The 17,335-nt window shown below is 34.6% G+C and carries 14 protein-coding genes; 8 read left to right on the forward strand and 6 right to left on the reverse strand.

Annotated elements, in window-relative coordinates; all coding sequences use genetic code 11:
* Positions 1-58: 58 nt before the first annotated feature.
* The 3 genes from LX80_RS06515 to LX80_RS06525 form a co-directional block, all read right to left on the reverse strand.
* Positions 59-1,024 carry a YitT family protein gene (locus tag LX80_RS06515; protein ID WP_111294449.1) on the reverse strand — a complete coding sequence of 322 codons (966 nt, stop codon included), beginning with the start codon at positions 1,022-1,024 and terminating at the stop codon, positions 59-61.
* A gap of 107 nt (positions 1,025-1,131) precedes the next feature.
* Positions 1,132-3,633 (reverse strand): M14 family metallopeptidase, encoded by a 2,502-nt coding sequence (locus LX80_RS06520; protein WP_245898006.1) that lies wholly within the window; start codon positions 3,631-3,633, stop codon positions 1,132-1,134.
* Positions 3,634-3,756: 123 nt separating this feature from the next.
* Positions 3,757-4,161: a hypothetical protein gene (locus tag LX80_RS06525; RefSeq protein ID WP_111294451.1), complete on the reverse strand. Its 405-nt coding sequence runs from the start codon at positions 4,159-4,161 to the stop codon at positions 3,757-3,759.
* Between the two features lie 241 nt (positions 4,162-4,402).
* Between LX80_RS06525 and LX80_RS06530 the strand changes: the two genes are divergently transcribed.
* Together LX80_RS06530 and LX80_RS06535 are read left to right on the forward strand one after the other, a co-directional pair.
* Positions 4,403-5,350, forward strand: coding sequence for a fasciclin domain-containing protein (locus tag LX80_RS06530; protein WP_146250404.1), 948 nt, complete (start codon positions 4,403-4,405; stop codon positions 5,348-5,350).
* A gap of 281 nt (positions 5,351-5,631) precedes the next feature.
* On the forward strand, positions 5,632-6,363 hold the full coding sequence (locus LX80_RS06535; protein WP_111294455.1) for a LytR/AlgR family response regulator transcription factor: 732 nt from the start codon (positions 5,632-5,634) through the stop codon (positions 6,361-6,363).
* Between the two features lie 150 nt (positions 6,364-6,513).
* Here the strand turns inward: LX80_RS06535 and LX80_RS06540 are convergent, their stop codons facing one another.
* Together LX80_RS06540 and LX80_RS06545 are read right to left on the reverse strand one after the other, a co-directional pair.
* The gene (locus LX80_RS06540; protein ID WP_111294456.1) at positions 6,514-7,671 is read right to left on the reverse strand and encodes a homogentisate 1,2-dioxygenase; all 1,158 of its coding nucleotides are present in this window, start codon (positions 7,669-7,671) and stop codon (positions 6,514-6,516) included.
* A 214-nt stretch (positions 7,672-7,885) separates the two neighbouring features.
* Entirely contained in the window at positions 7,886-8,356 is a 471-nt protein-coding gene (locus LX80_RS06545; RefSeq protein ID WP_111294458.1) for a hypothetical protein, read from the reverse strand.
* 208 nt (positions 8,357-8,564) lie between these two features.
* Here LX80_RS06545 and LX80_RS06550 point away from each other — a divergent pair, with 208 nt between their 5' ends.
* From LX80_RS06550 to LX80_RS06570, 5 genes are all read left to right on the forward strand, one after another.
* Positions 8,565-9,389, forward strand: a complete 825-nt coding sequence (locus LX80_RS06550) for a tetratricopeptide repeat protein (protein WP_111294460.1) — start codon at positions 8,565-8,567, stop codon at positions 9,387-9,389.
* Between the two features lie 44 nt (positions 9,390-9,433).
* Positions 9,434-10,084, forward strand: a complete 651-nt coding sequence (gene rpe, locus LX80_RS06555) for a ribulose-phosphate 3-epimerase (RefSeq protein WP_211307713.1) — start codon at positions 9,434-9,436, stop codon at positions 10,082-10,084.
* Between the two features lie 19 nt (positions 10,085-10,103).
* Entirely contained in the window at positions 10,104-10,589 is a 486-nt protein-coding gene (locus LX80_RS06560) for a DUF1003 domain-containing protein (protein WP_211307714.1), read from the forward strand.
* A gap of 3 nt (positions 10,590-10,592) precedes the next feature.
* Positions 10,593-11,264, forward strand: coding sequence for a MarC family protein (locus LX80_RS06565; protein WP_111294464.1), 672 nt, complete (start codon positions 10,593-10,595; stop codon positions 11,262-11,264).
* A gap of 233 nt (positions 11,265-11,497) precedes the next feature.
* Complete coding sequence (locus LX80_RS06570; RefSeq protein WP_111294466.1) at positions 11,498-12,478, forward strand: PhoH family protein; 981 nt, start codon at positions 11,498-11,500, stop codon at positions 12,476-12,478.
* A gap of 46 nt (positions 12,479-12,524) precedes the next feature.
* On the opposite strand, the gene LX80_RS06575 is transcribed toward LX80_RS06570, so the two are convergent.
* A complete protein-coding gene (locus LX80_RS06575; protein ID WP_111294468.1) occupies positions 12,525-13,727 on the reverse strand; it encodes a bifunctional 3,4-dihydroxy-2-butanone-4-phosphate synthase/GTP cyclohydrolase II in 1,203 nt (400 codons plus the stop codon).
* Between the two features lie 204 nt (positions 13,728-13,931).
* Between LX80_RS06575 and LX80_RS06580 the strand changes: the two genes are divergently transcribed.
* Complete coding sequence (locus LX80_RS06580; RefSeq protein WP_111294470.1) at positions 13,932-17,222, forward strand: TonB-dependent receptor; 3,291 nt, start codon at positions 13,932-13,934, stop codon at positions 17,220-17,222.
* The last annotated feature ends 113 nt before the right edge of the window (positions 17,223-17,335 follow it).

The raw sequence follows: 17,335 nt of genomic DNA on the forward strand, positions 1-17,335 counted from the left end.
AGTTTATGAAAGTTACATGTAGGAAAACATAAACTAAAAAATAAACAAAATCAAAATGTTATACACTTCGCTTTTTAATCATACCTCCTTTTGTATCTTTCACACTGCTCATCACTACAAATGCATTGGAATCTATCCGCTCAATTTCCGCATTTAGCTTATTTAGTTCAAGCCTTGTAACAACAGTATAAATAATATCCACTTCTTTGGTTTCACCATTTTTCCCGAAGCCTCTTTTACCACTGTAAACAGTAACGCCCCTACCCATTTTATGTATAATCATTTGTCGAATAGTTTCATGGTGTGGTGAAATAATGGTTACACCTATATATTCATCAATACCTTCAACTATAAAATCAAGCGTTTTTGATGCAGCCAAATAGGTTATTAAAGAATACATTGCAGCTTCAATAGATAATAAATAAGCTGCTGCAGAAAAGATAATAAGGTTAATTACTACAATAATATCGCCAATAGTAGTACGTAATTTTTTACTTAAGAAAATAGCCAAAATTTCAGTACCATCAATAACAGCACCCCCACGTACCGAAAGCCCAATTCCGGCACCAAGGAAGAATCCGCCAAACACAGCTACCAACAAATGATCATTAGTGATTACCGGAAAATTTAATAAGGCTAAACTAATTGCCAACCCTGCAATAGCTAACGTTGACTTAATAGCAAATACTTGATTAATGACTCGAAATGCCAATAAGATGAATGGAATATTTATTATGATAATGTAAACATAAATTGGCAAGTGGGTTAATGCAGCCATTAACAAAGAAATTCCGGTAACACCGCCATCAATAAACTTATTAGGCAACAAAAACCCTTTTAAACCAAAAGCAGCAGATAGAATACCACCAACCAGCAAAACAACATCTTTCAAAAACCTATAAAACAGTAATTTAAAAAAACGAAATCCTTTGGCTTTTTTATAATTAGAATCTGTTTTTTCAATAACAACACTTTTCTTTCGTAAAATTTGATGATATATAAATTGCGACCAAAATGGATTCATTTTTTTATGAACAATATACAAAAAATTATTTGATTGCTGAAGATAACATTCCATTAAAAAGCCCGTTATCTAACGGGCTTTATTACATATACATTTTTTAGCATTTATTATTGCACCATAAAAATGGCATTCGCTAACATTAATTTCCCGTTCTCCCAAAACATTCTAAATATAGGGTCATCAGCCATAAATACGTAATTACCTTTTCCAAACTTCAGTGCACCAAATAGTACACCGTTGTTCAGCTTATTTTTTATTTTACTGCCAACAAATCCGGCAACATAATTATTACCTGCAATGGTACCAACATTCCAACCTTTATTTAATAATTCATATACATCTGTATTTTGCTTTAGTGTATAATAAATTTTATCATATCCATATGCAAGTGGATGCGTATTATCTAATTGCACGCTATAAATACTTCCCGGTATAGAAAAAGATAGGTCTTTTCTCTCAGACTCATTGTAAACCGGAAGCTGGCGAATATTTATTGTGTCTTCTGTATTTATTTCTTTTTGCTTTAATCCAAAAATATTGGTACCAATTAAAGCGGTAGCATTTTGAATAGTAATTAATTTTCCACCTGCGGTTACAAAACTTTTTAGTTTGTCTGCCACAGATTTATCATTAAAAACCTTATAATATCCATCGGGTACAATAATTACATTATAGGTATTCAAATTCAACCGATAAATATCAGTTGCATTTAATAATGTAACAGGATACTCCAAGGCCTTATCAAAATAATTCCAAACTTCACCGGCATCGGTTGCTGAGCTTTGCTCACCTGTAATTAATGCAACCTTAGGCACATTTATTACGGAAATATCAGGACTACCAAAATCAGGACCTTTTTGCATTAAACCTGTAGTTACCTCTACGGGTAAAATATTGTACTTAACGGCTGCATTTTTTACCAACGATACCCAATTTACGTATTCATTACTCGTTTTTAATACCAATAAAGTACCAACAGGATAAGTTATATTATTGTATGTAATAGGCTTAGCTGTAACCCTAACTTTTACATGATTATTGGTTAAATAAGCTAACAAACGGGCAGCGTTGAAAGACTGATAAGGGATAATGTAACCATAAGTACTTGTAGGAATACTATTTGCATTGATTACATTGGCTACAAATGGTTTTAAATTAAGTTTATCATTTAAAGCATATGCATCTACTCCAAATGTATAGGGTATACTCCAAGCTGTAATATCATAAGTGGCACTATCAGAGAGTTTTGAGGCAGGTTCAAACAAAACTCTGGCTAAGCTGCTTTTGGGCTGGAACATGGATACTGCTAGTTGATATTTTTGTAACTGAACATTTTCAACAGCATTTGTAGAATAGTGAAAACCTTTTAAATTATTTGCTTCCACAATACCATACTCAATATTATTTTTATCTAGCAACTCTTTAACTGCATTTATCTTGTTAGCATCATTACTGGTAACAATGTATGTCTTATAAATGTTATTAACTGCATTATTGTTATTATCGAAATATTTTTTAAAATTATCTACTAATTGTTGGTGTTGTTCAGCACTTACCTGAACAGTAGAAATTCCGGTAGTGAAATGATGCAATACTCTATCGCGCAGAGTTAAAGTATCACCATCATCATTAATTACACCAAGACCTGCACGTATGCCGCCTTGTTCAAATGTCATTCCTATGGCACCATCATAAATTGGATAGGTATCGCCATAGGATGGATAAAATAAATCGAAACGTTCTTTGGTGAAATACAACCAACCATTTTTATCGAAATAAGATGCATTATTTTTCCCAATCAATTGTTGAAAATCGCGTTGCCATTGAGTAATTACTTCGTGATAGGGTTCAGCTGCAGGTGCAAAATAATAGGGCTCATTAAAACCTTGTTCATGGTAATCAACATGCACTTCTGGCATCCATTGTTGGTATAGCTTTAAACGTTGTTGTGTTTCTACTTGTGTTTGCCAAGCCCAATCTCTGTTTAAGTCAAAATTATAATGATTGGTTCTTCCGCCCGGCCAAGGTTCCATGTGCTCGCGAGATTGTATATCAACATTCATTTGTGCCCCTACTACACTATTATACCAGTTGATATATCTATCACGCCCGTCAGGGTTTATACATGGATCCATAATGACTACTTCATTTTGTAACCATTTCTGTGCTTCAGTATTATCGGGCTTCACCAATGTATAAAGCGTTAACATAGCCGCTTCACTTGATGCCGCTTCATTTCCATGCACATTATAACTTAGCCAAACAATGGGTACTGCATTAGTTGTATTTGCTGCTATACCGTCTTTCAACATACCGGTTATCCGTAAATTATTTTTGCGTATATCTTCAATTCTTTGAAGATTATTCGGGGTTGCTATAACCGCTACCAGCAATTCACGTCCTTCATTTGTTTTACCATAGGGTATTATTTTAACCCAATCAGGGCGTTGTTTAGCAACTAATTTAAAATAATCAACTATTTGATGATGCCTGGAAAATTTATTACCGACTGTATATCCTAAAAATTCGTCGGGGCTGGTAACTTCTTGTTGAGAAAAGCTTACTAAAGAAAATTGCAATAGCAACAAAAACAACATCCATTTACGCATAATGTAGAATTTATTAACAATGATTGAGTGTATAACAATTAAAGCGTGAATATAATTAAACAAAAAAAGCAGTCCAAAAGAACTGCCTTTATTTATGATGAGTGGAAATGATTGAAATATTTATTACATAGGTTCTGTAGTCAAATGAATTTTAGTCATGTCACTATAATGATTTTGGAGTTGATGTATAAAGTGTACATTAGGATGATAGCGCCTGTCTTCTCTATACCATAAATCGATGGCAGAAAAATCACCATCACCGGGAATTAGCATTCTAAAAGCACCTTTGCTATATTTGACGGACCCATCAGGCATTTGTTCTTTCTTGAACTTTAAACGTTGCAACTGTTCATCATTTAAAGGTAATGGATCAAGCGCATCAGGTGAATACCAAAACTCCTGCACTTCCGTAGCCACACAAACCTGTTTTTCATCATTGTTCAAATCAGTTACTTCGCCATCCCATTGTTTTCCATTATAGGTGCATTTAACATAATTACCTACTTTAAGTTCGTGAAACGGTATCATATTGGTAAGTTTTAGAACATGAATATAAAAAAAATATGCCAATAAAATTTAGCATTCATTTTTTTCAAAAAACATTATAGGCATTTTAATAAGCTTCTTTTTTAGTTACATCTTTTGGGTGTGTAATTGTGAAAATTTACTCAAAAAAAACAATTCAGCCATTAAAATATACAGTTCAGTAACAGTTGCATAACTGTTGTTTGAGATTGATGTTATAAAAATTAAACAAAATGTTACCGTTATGAAAAAAATATTATTCAAAACAGTTGCAATGGGTTTATTGGCGTCGGCCATAATATTGGTTGGAACTGCCTGCAAGAAAAGCTCAAATAATCCATCAACTAATCAGCAAACTATTACTACCATTGTTTCTAACAATTCAAACTTTAGTTTATTGAAAAGCGCAGTGGTAAAAGCCAATTTAGCAACCACATTAAACGGACCGGGTCCCTTTACTGTTTTTGCGCCCAGCGACACTGCATTTGCCGGAAGTGGAATTACTGCTTCTACCATTAATGCATTGACACCCAGCCAGCTAAGCACCTTATTATTATATCACACAATTCCAGCCAACATACCGGCAGCTAATGTACCTGCAGGACCAAATGCGAAAGTAATTACGGCCAGTGGCGATTCTGTTTTTGTTACTAAGAATGCTAATGGTGTTTTTGTAAATGGTATTCCGGTAACCCAAGCCGATATAATGGCCAGTAACGGTGTTATTCATGCCATTGCAAGAGTATTGATTCCCCCAATTGGCAATATTGTTCAGGTAGCTCAAAGCGATACTAGTTTTAGTTATTTAGTTGCAGCAGTACTTCGTGCCAGTCAGGGTTCAGTGAATGTAGCAGCTGTACTTTCAGGTCCCGGTCCGTTTACCGTATTTGCACCTACCAATGCAGCATTTCGAGCAGCAGGTTTTGCTACCGTTAATGATATAAACAATGCCGACCCTGCTACTTTAACTTCAATACTCACTTACCATGTTATTGCGGGCAGGGTATTTTCATCTGACTTAACACAGGGTGCCCAACCCACTACTTTAAATTCTGAAAAACTAACAATTTCCTTAATGGGCGGTGCAACCGTTAAGGGTAACGGTAACACCACTGCCTCTAATATTATAGCAACAAACATAATGGCTACCAATGGTGTAGTGCATGTAATTGATCGGGTTTTGCTACCCTAAAGATTCAATTGTAATACTCAAATATAACTTATGTAAAAAGCCTTTCACTAACTCCCATTGTGAAAGGCTTTTTCATATTTATGTTATTACATTAAAAAATGTTCAAACATTAAACTATAATAGAAAGTCAATACTGCAGTAAAAGTTTTATAATATGAACCAATATGAAAGATTAACTGTTATAATGAAACTTAATATAATTTGTTGTTAGAAATATTTTAAAGTACACTTTAGTATTTAGCAAATGGACTTTACACAAACAATTCACTAATTTATTTGCTATGCAGGTACTAATTATAGAAAAAGATATTTTAAGCGCGAAACGCTTGAAACAACTATTGCATCATATGCATTCCAACATAGTTGTTGAATTGTTGGTTTGTGAAATAAATGAAGCGTACCAATGGTTTGCAACTCATCAATTGCCTGACGCTATTTTCATGAATGTAGAATTAAAAGGTGGTAATGCATTTGAACTTTTAGGTAAGCAAAATTTTAAATGCCCTATTATTTTTATGGGAACACAAGCTGCTTATTCTTTAGATATATTTAATTATTTTAGCATACATTATTTATTAAAGCCAATTACTAAAAAACATTTAAAAATTGCTTTAGATAAACTACAACTGATTAAACAATTTAAAGAATATCCGGAAGAAAGCAGAAATGGATACATGAAGCAATTTTGGGGAAGACTGGGTAGCAAACAATATTTAATACCCATCAGTGACATTTCATTTTTTAAATCAGAAAATAAGTTAGTGAATCTTTTTAGCCATTCAGGGCAAAAATTTTTAATTAATTATAATTTAGATGAACTTGAAACACAACTTAATCCTGCAGAATTTTTCAGAATTAATCGCAGCTATATCATACACCAGAAAAGTATCAACTATATTAAACCCTTCATCAATCAACGCCTAAAAACCTTTCTAAAATTTGGTGAGCATTTAGAAGAAGCAATTGTGAGCAGACCAAAAGCCATAAAATTTAAAGGTTGGGCAATGGTATGATTTAATTTTTCAAGCAATAATAATTTTTAATTATTTTAATTTATAATATAAAATTTCAACACTTGAATTTTGACATTAAAAAAGCTGCTACGCTAATTGGGTAACAGCTCTTCATTTCAATGATAATTGTTTTAAGCAATTATGTAATCATTATTCTGCCCAACTCATAATATAATCTTTATTTTCAATTCCCAAAACGGTTTTAGTTAATTGTAAAGGATGAAACGTATCCACCATTACAGCTAGCTCTTGTGTTTCTTTTTTTCCGATACTTTTTTCAACTGCACCGGGATGAGGTCCATGAGGAATACCCGCAGGATGCAAAGTAATCATTCCCCTTGTTACATTTTTTCTGCTCATAAAATCACCATCAACATAATACAATACTTCATCACTATCAATATTACTGTGATTATAAGGTGCAGGAATAGCTAATGGATGATAATCGTATAACCGCGGAACAAAGCTGCATACAACAAAATTATTAGCTTCAAAGGTTAAATGCACCGGAGGCGGTTGGTGCACACGTCCGGTAATTGGTTCAAAATCGTGAATACTTAAAATGTAAGGATAGCAGCAGCCGTCCCATCCCACAACGTCGAAAGGATGATTGGCATAATGAATACCATAAAGCATTCCACGTTTTTTTGTTTCAATTAAAAAATCGCCTTTGGCATTTATGGGTTCCTTAAATTCAGGTAATTTTAAATCGCGTTCAGTGTAAGGTGAATGTTCCAATAATTGTCCATTTTTACTGACATATTTTTTGGGAAAACGTATAGGGCTGTATGACTCAACAATGAATAATCGGTTATGTGCACTTTGAAAGCTAATTTGGTAAATAGTGCCACGAGGAATAACAATGTAATCACCATATTGAAAGTACAAATCACCATATTGAGAATGCAAGATACCATTGCCTTCATGAATAAATATAAGTTCATCTGCATCAGCATTTTTATAAAAATATCCTTCCATGCTTTTTTCCGGTGCGGCAACAGAAATTGCACAATCATTATTCACCAATAAGGGCTTTCTACTTTTTAAATAATCCGCTTCAGGCTTCACCTGAAATGTTTCGAAGCAACGATGCTTGAGCATTTTTTCTTCAGCTATTTCAGGCATACAATTAATGGGTTCGTCTACCTTAATAATTTGGGTAGGTGGATGGTAATGGTACATTAAAGTGTAATCGCTACTGAAACCTTCAGTGGAAAATAATTGCTCGGCATATAATGAGCCATCGGCCTGCCGAAATTGGGTATGACGTTTTGGAGGAAGACTTCCTCGTTGAATATAATAAGGCATACATTAAAAGATTTGAGAATAAAAAATAGGTTTACAATTTAGTTGGAGCAATAATGACCTGAGAGTTCCAACATAGTAAGCAAAAAAACATATTTCCATTTCCGCTTATCTATCCAATAAATAAAATTTCTGAAATAAGGCATAACAATCTGCTTCCTTCAAAGATAAAAAAAAGAGGCGAAAGCCTCTTTTATAAAAAATGAAAATTTTTATGTTAAAGCCCACGGAAAAGTGGTAAATCACCAAATCTTCCCGGCCAAGGAATGGAGGCTATAATGATGATTAAAGCAAAAATATACAACACCAAAAGTTTCTTGTTTTTTCTGGCCGGTTCCATGTCCTTTTTAGCAATGCCCCGAGTAATAGTAATTAAAATAATGGCAATAATCATTCCTGTAATATGTTCCACCGCCCAAAAACGATATACCGGATTCTTCATTACTTCCGCCACCCCCATTGTTCTGAAAAACACAAAACCTATTGGACCAAAAAAATACTGATACAACCCAATTAGTAATGTAATATGTGCAGCAATCATTAACCATAAATTCATTTTTTTAGCCACATTACTCAATGGTCGTTGCATTTTTGAAAGGCTATTAAAAATGCCAACTAAAAGTAAAATCAAAATTATCCAACGCAACCAACTATGAATAAAGAGTAATAAAGTGTTAACGGTATTCATTTTTTTAATTTTAAAGCACCGAAGATAAAACTTTCAGCTGCAAAAAACATTACATCAGTACAAATTAAATATTAAGCAAGGCTGTAAGATAATTAGAAAGCTTATTTTTAAATTTTTTTGGCATATAGCCCATTACTTTTGCAAGTACAAATAATTCAAGTGTTCAATTAAATTTATACGCTATCTGTCATTAAGTAATATAACAGCTATGCAACCAAGCAAATACCTAATTATATTTTTTCTTTTTTTTATGGTAATGGCTTGCCATGAAGCTAAAACCGATAAACAATTCGATGATGCCAGTGCAAACAAAACGAATGTTATTAATCCCTACATTTCTAAGCTTCAACAAACCGTAAATGCCCATCCTGACAGTATATCCTTGCGAATGAAATTAGTGGATGCTTTAGATAGTTTGAATATGTTTAAGCCCGCTGTTCAACAAATTGATTCATTAATTATGAACGACAAATTCAACTATGAGTTATGGTATAGAAAAGGACATTTGTTAGAAAATGCGGAAGATACTGCCGGCGCCATTGATGCTTATAAGCATGCTATTGAAATATATCCTGACGCCAATGCACTATTATCATTGGCTAATTTATATGCCGAACAAAAAAATATAACTGCCATTGATTTATGCAATCAAGTGTTAGATTTAAAACTAGGCAGAGCCATTGATGCCAATTGTAGTTTTATAGAAGGTGTTTACTATGCCCGAACCGGGCAAACAGAAAAAGCTTTAAGCATGTTTAACCAAAGCATTAATTTAAATTTTACTTTAATGGAAGCCTACATGGAAAAAGGGTTTATTTATTTTGATAAAAAAGATTACACGCATGCTTTACAAATATTTCAACTTGCTTCACAGGTAAATAATACCTATGCAGATGCCTATTACTGGCAAGCAAAGTGTTATGAGGCTATGCAAAAGAAAAATGAAGCCATTAAAAACTATCAAACATCTCTTACCTTAGACCCATCCTTGCATGAAGCTGCAACTGCAATAAACCGATTACAAAATCAGTAAATTTGCATGCTTATATTTCCTAAAATTGAAAAATAAAAAATATTATGCCAATCATAGCACCCTCTATTTTAGCTGCGAATTTTTTAGACTTAAAAAATGAATGTCAGCGATTAAATGCAAGTGAGGCAGATTGGTTTCATTTAGATGTAATGGATGGTCGTTTTGTGCCCAATATCAGTTTTGGTATTCCCATTGTTGAAGCCATACGAAAAGCTACCACTAAAACATTAGATGTACATTTAATGATTGTAGAACCGGAAAAATATGTAGAAGATTTTAAAAAAGCCGGTGCAGATAGTATTACAGTACATGTTGAAGCTTGTCCGCATTTGCACAGAAATATACAACAAATAAAAAATTTAGGAATAAAGGTGGGCGTAGCATTAAATCCACATACACCAATTTGTATGATTGAAAATGTGCTGACCGATATTGATATGGTTTTAATAATGAGCGTAAACCCGGGTTTTGGCGGTCAATCATTTATAGCCCACTCTTTAATAAAAATAAAAGAATTGAAACAAAAAATTAATAAAATAGCTCCTCAAGTATTAATTGAAGTTGATGGCGGCATATCACTTGATAATGCTTCGGCGGTAATGCACAGCGGGGCAGATGTTTTAGTGGCAGGCAGTTCTATATTTCATTCAAAATCGCCTGAAGAAACGATCCATCAACTTAAAAAAATTAAATAATCATAATCTGTTTTGCATTATGAATACAATTAATGAAATTATTAACAATAATAATATGGTTTCACCAGATAGCCCTGTAGTAAATGTAAATACGGCATATAAGCAACAACTAACTCCACTTAATAAACTAGCCTTGTGGATTACCATAAAAGTGGGCAGCATGGGTTTTTTCATTTTAATTTTTAGCTGGTCAGCTTTGTGGTTATTATGGAATACTTTAGGGCCGAAGGCTTACCGTTTTGACCCCTACCCGGCATTTGTACTTTGGCTATTTATTTCAAACTTAATTCAGCTACTGTTAATGCCTTTAATTATGGTTGGACAGAACCTACAAGGCATACATGCAGAAATAAGAGCAGAAACTGATTTCAGAATTAACCAAAAATCAGAAATGGAAATTGAAACCATTTTACTGCGCTTAGAAAAACAAAATGAATTGATATTGGAAATATTAAAAAAATTAGATAGTCAAAAACAACCCACCAATACCTCAAACCCTGCATAAAAAATGAATGTTATTTTTAATATTTTAAACCTTGCTTTTATAGGATTTGTCGCATTGTTTCCTCCCGTAAATCCAATCGGTACTGCATTAATAATGGACCCCTTGCTTGATCATTTAACAAGAGCCCAAAGAATAATTGCAGCTAAGAAAATTGCCATTTACAGTTTTATGATTTGTGCTGTTGCAACTATTATTGGCAGTTGGATTTTCAAATTGTTTGGCATTTCAATACCGGTGGTACAAATTGCGGGTGGCATTTTAATTTGCAAAATGGGTTGGCAATTATTATCATCTAACAATGATGTTAAGCCGAAAGAAGAAACTAAAAGCCCTGATACGGATACGGATATGGCCAGTGTTAATAAAATTTTATTCTATCCATTATCCTTTCCAATGACAACCGGTGCCGGCACTATTTCTGTTTTGTTAACTTTAAGTGCACATGGCAATGCCAAAAAAATATCTGCGTATTTCATCAATTTAGGCGCATTAATTTTTGCGGTTTTGCTAATGGCCGTTGTTATTTTTTTAAGTTATGCTTACACCCCCATACTCATTAAAAAATTAGGTGAAAAGGGCGGACAAATAGTAAATCGCTTAAGTGCATTTTTGGTTTTTTGTGTAGGCTTACAAATTGCTACTTCGGGAATTATGCATTTAATACATCCTGAATAATAAGAAAATAATCATTCCAACAAATCCATGTTGTTAACAAAATAATAATGGTTAACTGCTGTTATATTCATTAAATTACAACAAGCTTGTAATGATAGGTGTTACTATGACATAAAAATTCTTTCCACACATGTGCATAAACAAGTTTGTAATTAAATGAATAAAAAAATTAAATTTGAAAGAAGCGGTTACTTATTATTAACCTTATTTGTTAACCCTAAAATCCAAATACATTGACAGATACAATTATTAGCCTAAACAATGTTAACCCCATTGAGTTTTTTGGTGTAAACAACGGCAAGTTTGATTTATTGAAAAAGAAATTTCCATTATTAAAAATCTTATCAAGAGGCACACAAATTAAAATTAGCGGTGCACCGGAACAAATTGATGCAGCCAAAGAAAAAATTGAACTTATACTGCAATATTTAGAACGAAATGGTCATTTAAGTGAAAACTACTTTGAACAAATACTGGGTGGTGATGATGCCGAAACTGTAGACCATTTTATTGATAGGCATCCCAATGACATTTTGGTATTTGGCCCCAATGGTAAAACTGTTCGTGCCCGTACTGCCAACCAGAAAAAAATGGTACAAGCCATTGATAAAAATGATATTGTTTTTGCCATTGGTCCTGCCGGAACGGGTAAAACCTACACTGCAGTTGCATTAGCGGTACGTGCTTTAAAAAACAAGGTGGTTAAAAAAATAATTTTAACTCGCCCCGCAGTTGAAGCGGGAGAAAGTTTGGGTTTTTTGCCCGGTGATTTAAAAGAAAAAATTGACCCTTATTTAAGGCCATTGTATGATGCATTAGATGATATGATACCTGCCGACAAATTGGGTTATTACATGACTACGCGCACCATAGAAATTGCGCCCTTGGCTTATATGCGTGGTAGAACTTTAGATAATGCCTTTATTATTTTAGATGAAGCACAAAATACCAATGATTTACAATTAAAAATGTTTTTAACCCGTATTGGTGCCAATGCAAAGGCAATTATAACAGGCGATCCTACCCAAATTGATTTGCCGCGTAATCAAAGAAGTGGTTTACACAAGGCAACCCGTATTTTACAAAACATTGAAGGTATTGAACATGTTGAATTGTCTGAAGAAGATGTAGTAAGACATAGGCTGGTAAAAGCCATTATAAAAGCTTATGAAAAAGAGTATGAACGAGAGGAAGCTTATTTAAAAGACAGATAAAAGTTAAAGCGGTAATGTTTAAAAAACATTACCGCTTTTTTTATGCTTATTTCTTTAAAATTTCATGCCCCATTTTATCGCGCTTGGTTTGCAGGTATTTTTCGTTAAAGGGATTAGGTGGAATTTCAATAGGCACAACTTCTACAATTTCCAAACCATAACCTTTTAAAGCAGCTCTTTTTTTAGGATTGTTACTCATTAAACGCAGTTTTGTTACATTTAATGCCCTAAGTATTTGTGCGCCAACACCATAATCACGCTCATCCATTCCAAAACCTAAATGTAAATTCGCTTCAACGGTATCCATACCTTCTTCCTGCAATTTATAGGCTTTTAGTTTATTCATTAATCCAATACCTCGTCCTTCTTGGTTCATGTATAAAATAACACCTTTACCTTCAGCCTGAACCATTTGCATGGCTTTGTGTAATTGTTCACCACAATCACATCGAAAACTTCCTAAAATATCACCTGTAAAACAACTGCTATGAACACGAGTTAAAACAGGGTCGCCAGCTTTCCATTCACCTTTAATTAGTGCTAAATGTTCACCCCCGGTAAGTTTTTCTTTAAAAGCAACCAGCTTAAAGTAGCCGTATTTAGTGGGCATTTCAACCCTAGTAACTTCTTCAATTAATGAATCTTGTTTTAAGCGGTATTCAATTAAATCTTTTATAGAAATTATTTTTAAATTGAATTTTTTAGCAATATCAAGCAATTGTGGTAATCGGGCCATACTACCATCTTCATTCATAATTTCTACTAAAACCCCTGCTTCTTCAAAACCCGCCAACCTAGCCAAATCAACGGTAGCTTCGGTGTGCCCAGTTCTACGAAGTACACCACCGTTTTTGGCACGTAAAGGGAAAATATGCCCGGGACGACCTAAATCTTCAGGTTTAGTATTTGGGTCTATTAAGGCTTGAACAGTTTTTGCACGGTCGTGAGCACTAATACCCGTAGTACAACCATGTCCTAGCAAATCCACACTAACGGTAAAAGGGGTTTCATGTAAAGCGGTGTTTTGATTCACCATTAAATCTAGCTGCAATTTTTGAGCTAAAGCCTCTGAAATGGGAGCACATATTAACCCTCGCCCCTCTTTAGTCATGAAATTAATGATTTCGGGAGTTACATTACGAGCAGCGGTAATAAAATCGCCTTCATTTTCACGGTCTTCGTCGTCAACAACAATTACTAATTGGCCATTTTTAATAGCGTCTATACCTTCTTGAATAGAATTCAACATATATAATAATTAACTACAAAAGTACAGCTTAATGGGGGTTTTTGTTTAAAATTAAGTGCCTGTTTATTACGATTATCTGTTTAAAAAAAATGTGGATTTCCCCTTAAAATCGGTAAACGTTTATAAAAAGCAACGATTTGTTAATATTTTAATGTTGCTGAACCTAAATAATTCATTTTATTTGCCTCTGAAAAATTTAACATTATGCTTAGTAAAAAACTACTGCGAGTCCTTGTATTGCTATTACTATGCTTACCGGTAACTCTATTTGCCCAGGTAACCACCAGTAGCATTAAAGGCTTTGTAAAAATGCAAGACGGAAAACCTTTAGAAGGTGTTTCAATTACTGCAACCCACATTCCTTCGGGAACCGTGTACACAACAGTATCGCGTAAAAGCGGTGAATACACTTTGCCTAACGTAAGAATTGGCGGCCCCTACAAAATTGAGTTTAAATATGTAGGCTTAAGGCCGGAAGTAGTAGAGGATTTTTACCTAAACTTAGGTGAACCCTACATTGCCAATGTAACCATGCAAGATGCAACGAACAATTTAACCGAAGTGGTGGTAGCATCACAAGCACGGAAAATTAACACAGACCGTACGGGGGCTTCTACCCAAATTTCACAAAGACAACTATCAACTTTACCAACTATTAGCAGAAGTATTACTGACTTTACTCGTATTACCCCTCAGGCTAATGGTAACAGCTTTGCCGGTCGCGATGGTAGGTATAACAATGTGGTGGTTGATGGTGCCAACCTAAATAATAACTTTGGTTTAAGCTCTGACCCTTTACCGGGTGGTGGTAACCAGCCCATTTCATTAGATGCGATTGAAGAAGTTTCAGTAAATATTGCACCTTATGATGTTCGCCAATCGGGCTTTACCGGTGCCGGTATTTTTGCTGTAACCAAAAGCGGTACCAACACTTTCCATGGCTCTGCTTATACATTATATCGCAACCAAGATTATAATGGTAAAAAAGTAGGTTCTGTTACTTTAACAAACCCAGCACCTTCTACCAAAAAAATCTATGGTTTTACTTTAGGTGGACCCATTATTAAAAACAAATTATTCTTCTTTGCTAACTACGAGCATGAAGAAAATACTTCACCCGGTATTACCTATTCACCAACAGGTGGAAGTGGTACAGGCAATATTTCACAAACCCCAATTGACTCTTTGAAGAAATTATCAGATTTTCTGAAAAACACTTACAATTATGACCCGGGGGCTTATGATAACTTCCCCAACTTTGTTGCAGCCAATCATAAGTTATTATTAAAGGTTGACTGGAACATTAATAAAGTGCACAAATTGAGTGTTAAATACAATGAGTTGGTTGGAACTGATATGAACCCATTAAACGGAAGTAGTATTCCTAATGCTGCACCATTTTCAGTTGTAGGTGCAAGTGGACAAATTAGCCGTTTGCCCAATAACCGCTTTAGTTTACGTTCAATGGCCTTCAGTAATTCTAACTACGGTTTCAATCACTTAGTTAGATCAGGTGCTGTTGAATTAAACTCAAGTTTCAACAGTCGCTTCTCAAACCAGTTCATTGCAACCATTACCAAAATTCGTGATACCAGAACCATTCCTGGTGGACAAGTTTTCCCTACTATTGATATTTTCAATAATAATGGACAAAATTATATGTCGGCAGGTAATGACCCCTTTACTCGTAATAACGATGTTATCAATGACATTTACAATGCCACTGACAACTTTACTTATTATGCAGGAAAGCACACCTTAACTTTCGGTGCTACTTATGAATATCAACGAGTAGGTAATATGTTTATGCCCGGCGCTTCAAGTTACTATGCGTATAATTCACTTAGTGATTTTATGAATAATCGTGCACCGGTATTCTTCTCATATACCTTCTCGTTAGTACCCGGTACACCGGCACCTTATTCAGCCGATTTAAAAATTGGGCAATTGGGCATTTATGCTCAGGATGAGTTTAACGTTAATGACAAGTTGAAGATTACCTATGGTTTAAGAATTGATAAACCTGTTTATCCCCAGCAACCATTGGCTAACCCCAACATTGCTGCATTAACTTTTCCTGACAAAAATGGTAACCCAACCCATTACTCCACAGGACAATGGCCCAAAAGCACATTATATTTCTCACCACGTGTAGGTTTCCGTTATAAAATAGATGAGGAGAATTTAGTATTCCGTGGCGGTACCGGTTTATTTACAGGAAGAATACCTTTTGTATTCTTAACAAATATGCCATCTAACAGCTTTATGTACCAAAGCGGCCAGGCAGTAAACAACCCTGCTCAATTACAAAATTTCTTATTCAATCCCAATCCGGATGCTTACTTAAGCAAATTCAACCCTACTCCCGGTGCATTACCGAACAATGCTAATATTGTGTTGATTGATCCCAACTTTAAGTTCCCACAAGTTTGGCGTACCAACTTAGCATTTGATAAAAAATTGGGTAAAGGTTGGTTAATTACTACTGAATTCTTATATACTAAGGATGTTAATGCAGTAGTAATGCGCAATGCCAACTTAAAAAATCCGGATGCTACCATTAATGGTATTGATTACAGAGGAAGATTTTCGTCTGTTGCTGCAAGGAATGTGTACAGCAACTTGAATACTGCTATTGTTTTGGAGAACACAACTTTAGGATCAAGTGGTTCTGCTACTTTCCAAATTCAGAAAGCTGCAGCTAAAGGATTCTACGGATCATTTGCTTACACTGCCAGCTTTGCTTCTGAAGTAAGTGCTAATCCCGGATCTCAAGCAACTTCAGTTTGGAACAGTAATGCAACTACCGGAACACCTAATACCGTGCAGTTGGCAACATCATCATATGTTACTCCGCACCGTTTTATCGGTACCCTTTCCTATCGTTGGGAATATTTAAATCATATGGCAACAACCATCAGCATTTTTGGTCAGTTAGCTAAACAAAACAATTACAGCTATGTGTACCAAGGCGATATTAATAATGATGGTTTAAGCGGCATTGATTTAATGTATATACCTAAAGACCCATCACAAGTTCTTTTTGTAACCAACAGTGGTACATACAATGGTGTGGCTTACAGCTATACCCCAGCTCAACAAGCTGCAGCATTCCAACAGTTTGTACAAAACACTCCTTATTTAAGAAACAATAAAGGAAAAGATGCTGAAAGAAATGCTGCTTACTTGCCGTGGTTAAGTACTTTCGATGTTAGAATTTTACAGGACTTTTATGCTAAAGTGGGTGAAAGAAAACATACCTTACAACTTTCTGTAGATATTTTAAATGCCGGCAATTTGATAAATAAAATGTGGGGGGTTCGTCAACAAACCACAACTACTCAACCCTTAATTTTTAATGGTTTAAACAGTCAGGGGCAACCCACCTTTAAAATGCAAACCTTAAATGGTCAATTATTAACTAAGCCTTGGCAGAATACACTAACTACTGCTAGTACCTGGGGTATGCAGTTAGGCTTAAGATACTTCTTTTAAACTTTAGCTTAATAGCAATTAAATTTTGATAAAGAAGCCTCGAATTATTCGGGGCTTCTTCTTTTTAACGGAATCTTTGCAGTATGTTAATGAAAGCGTAACAATCATTCAAA

It is taken from the genome of Hydrotalea sandarakina, assembly GCF_003254115.1.
In the GTDB taxonomy this organism is placed as follows: Bacteria; Bacteroidota; Bacteroidia; order Chitinophagales; family Chitinophagaceae; genus Hydrotalea; species Hydrotalea sandarakina.

Coding starts and splice junctions, on each gene's coding strand:
- LX80_RS06515 (WP_111294449.1), bottom strand. CDS start 1,024: ATGAATCCATTTTGGTCGCAATTTATATATCATCAAATTTTACGAAAG.
- LX80_RS06520 (WP_245898006.1), bottom strand. CDS start 3,633: ATGCGTAAATGGATGTTGTTTTTGTTGCTATTGCAATTTTCTTTAGTA.
- LX80_RS06525 (WP_111294451.1), bottom strand. CDS start 4,161: ATGATACCGTTTCACGAACTTAAAGTAGGTAATTATGTTAAATGCACC.
- LX80_RS06530 (WP_146250404.1), top strand. CDS start 4,403: ATGAAAAAAATATTATTCAAAACAGTTGCAATGGGTTTATTGGCGTCG.
- LX80_RS06535 (WP_111294455.1), top strand. CDS start 5,632: ATGCAGGTACTAATTATAGAAAAAGATATTTTAAGCGCGAAACGCTTG.
- LX80_RS06540 (WP_111294456.1), bottom strand. CDS start 7,671: ATGCCTTATTATATTCAACGAGGAAGTCTTCCTCCAAAACGTCATACC.
- LX80_RS06545 (WP_111294458.1), bottom strand. CDS start 8,356: ATGAATACCGTTAACACTTTATTACTCTTTATTCATAGTTGGTTGCGT.
- LX80_RS06550 (WP_111294460.1), top strand. CDS start 8,565: ATGCAACCAAGCAAATACCTAATTATATTTTTTCTTTTTTTTATGGTA.
- rpe (WP_211307713.1), top strand. CDS start 9,434: ATGCCAATCATAGCACCCTCTATTTTAGCTGCGAATTTTTTAGACTTA.
- LX80_RS06560 (WP_211307714.1), top strand. CDS start 10,104: ATGAATACAATTAATGAAATTATTAACAATAATAATATGGTTTCACCA.
- LX80_RS06565 (WP_111294464.1), top strand. CDS start 10,593: ATGAATGTTATTTTTAATATTTTAAACCTTGCTTTTATAGGATTTGTC.
- LX80_RS06575 (WP_111294468.1), bottom strand. CDS start 13,727: ATGTTGAATTCTATTCAAGAAGGTATAGACGCTATTAAAAATGGCCAA.
- LX80_RS06580 (WP_111294470.1), top strand. CDS start 13,932: ATGCTTAGTAAAAAACTACTGCGAGTCCTTGTATTGCTATTACTATGC.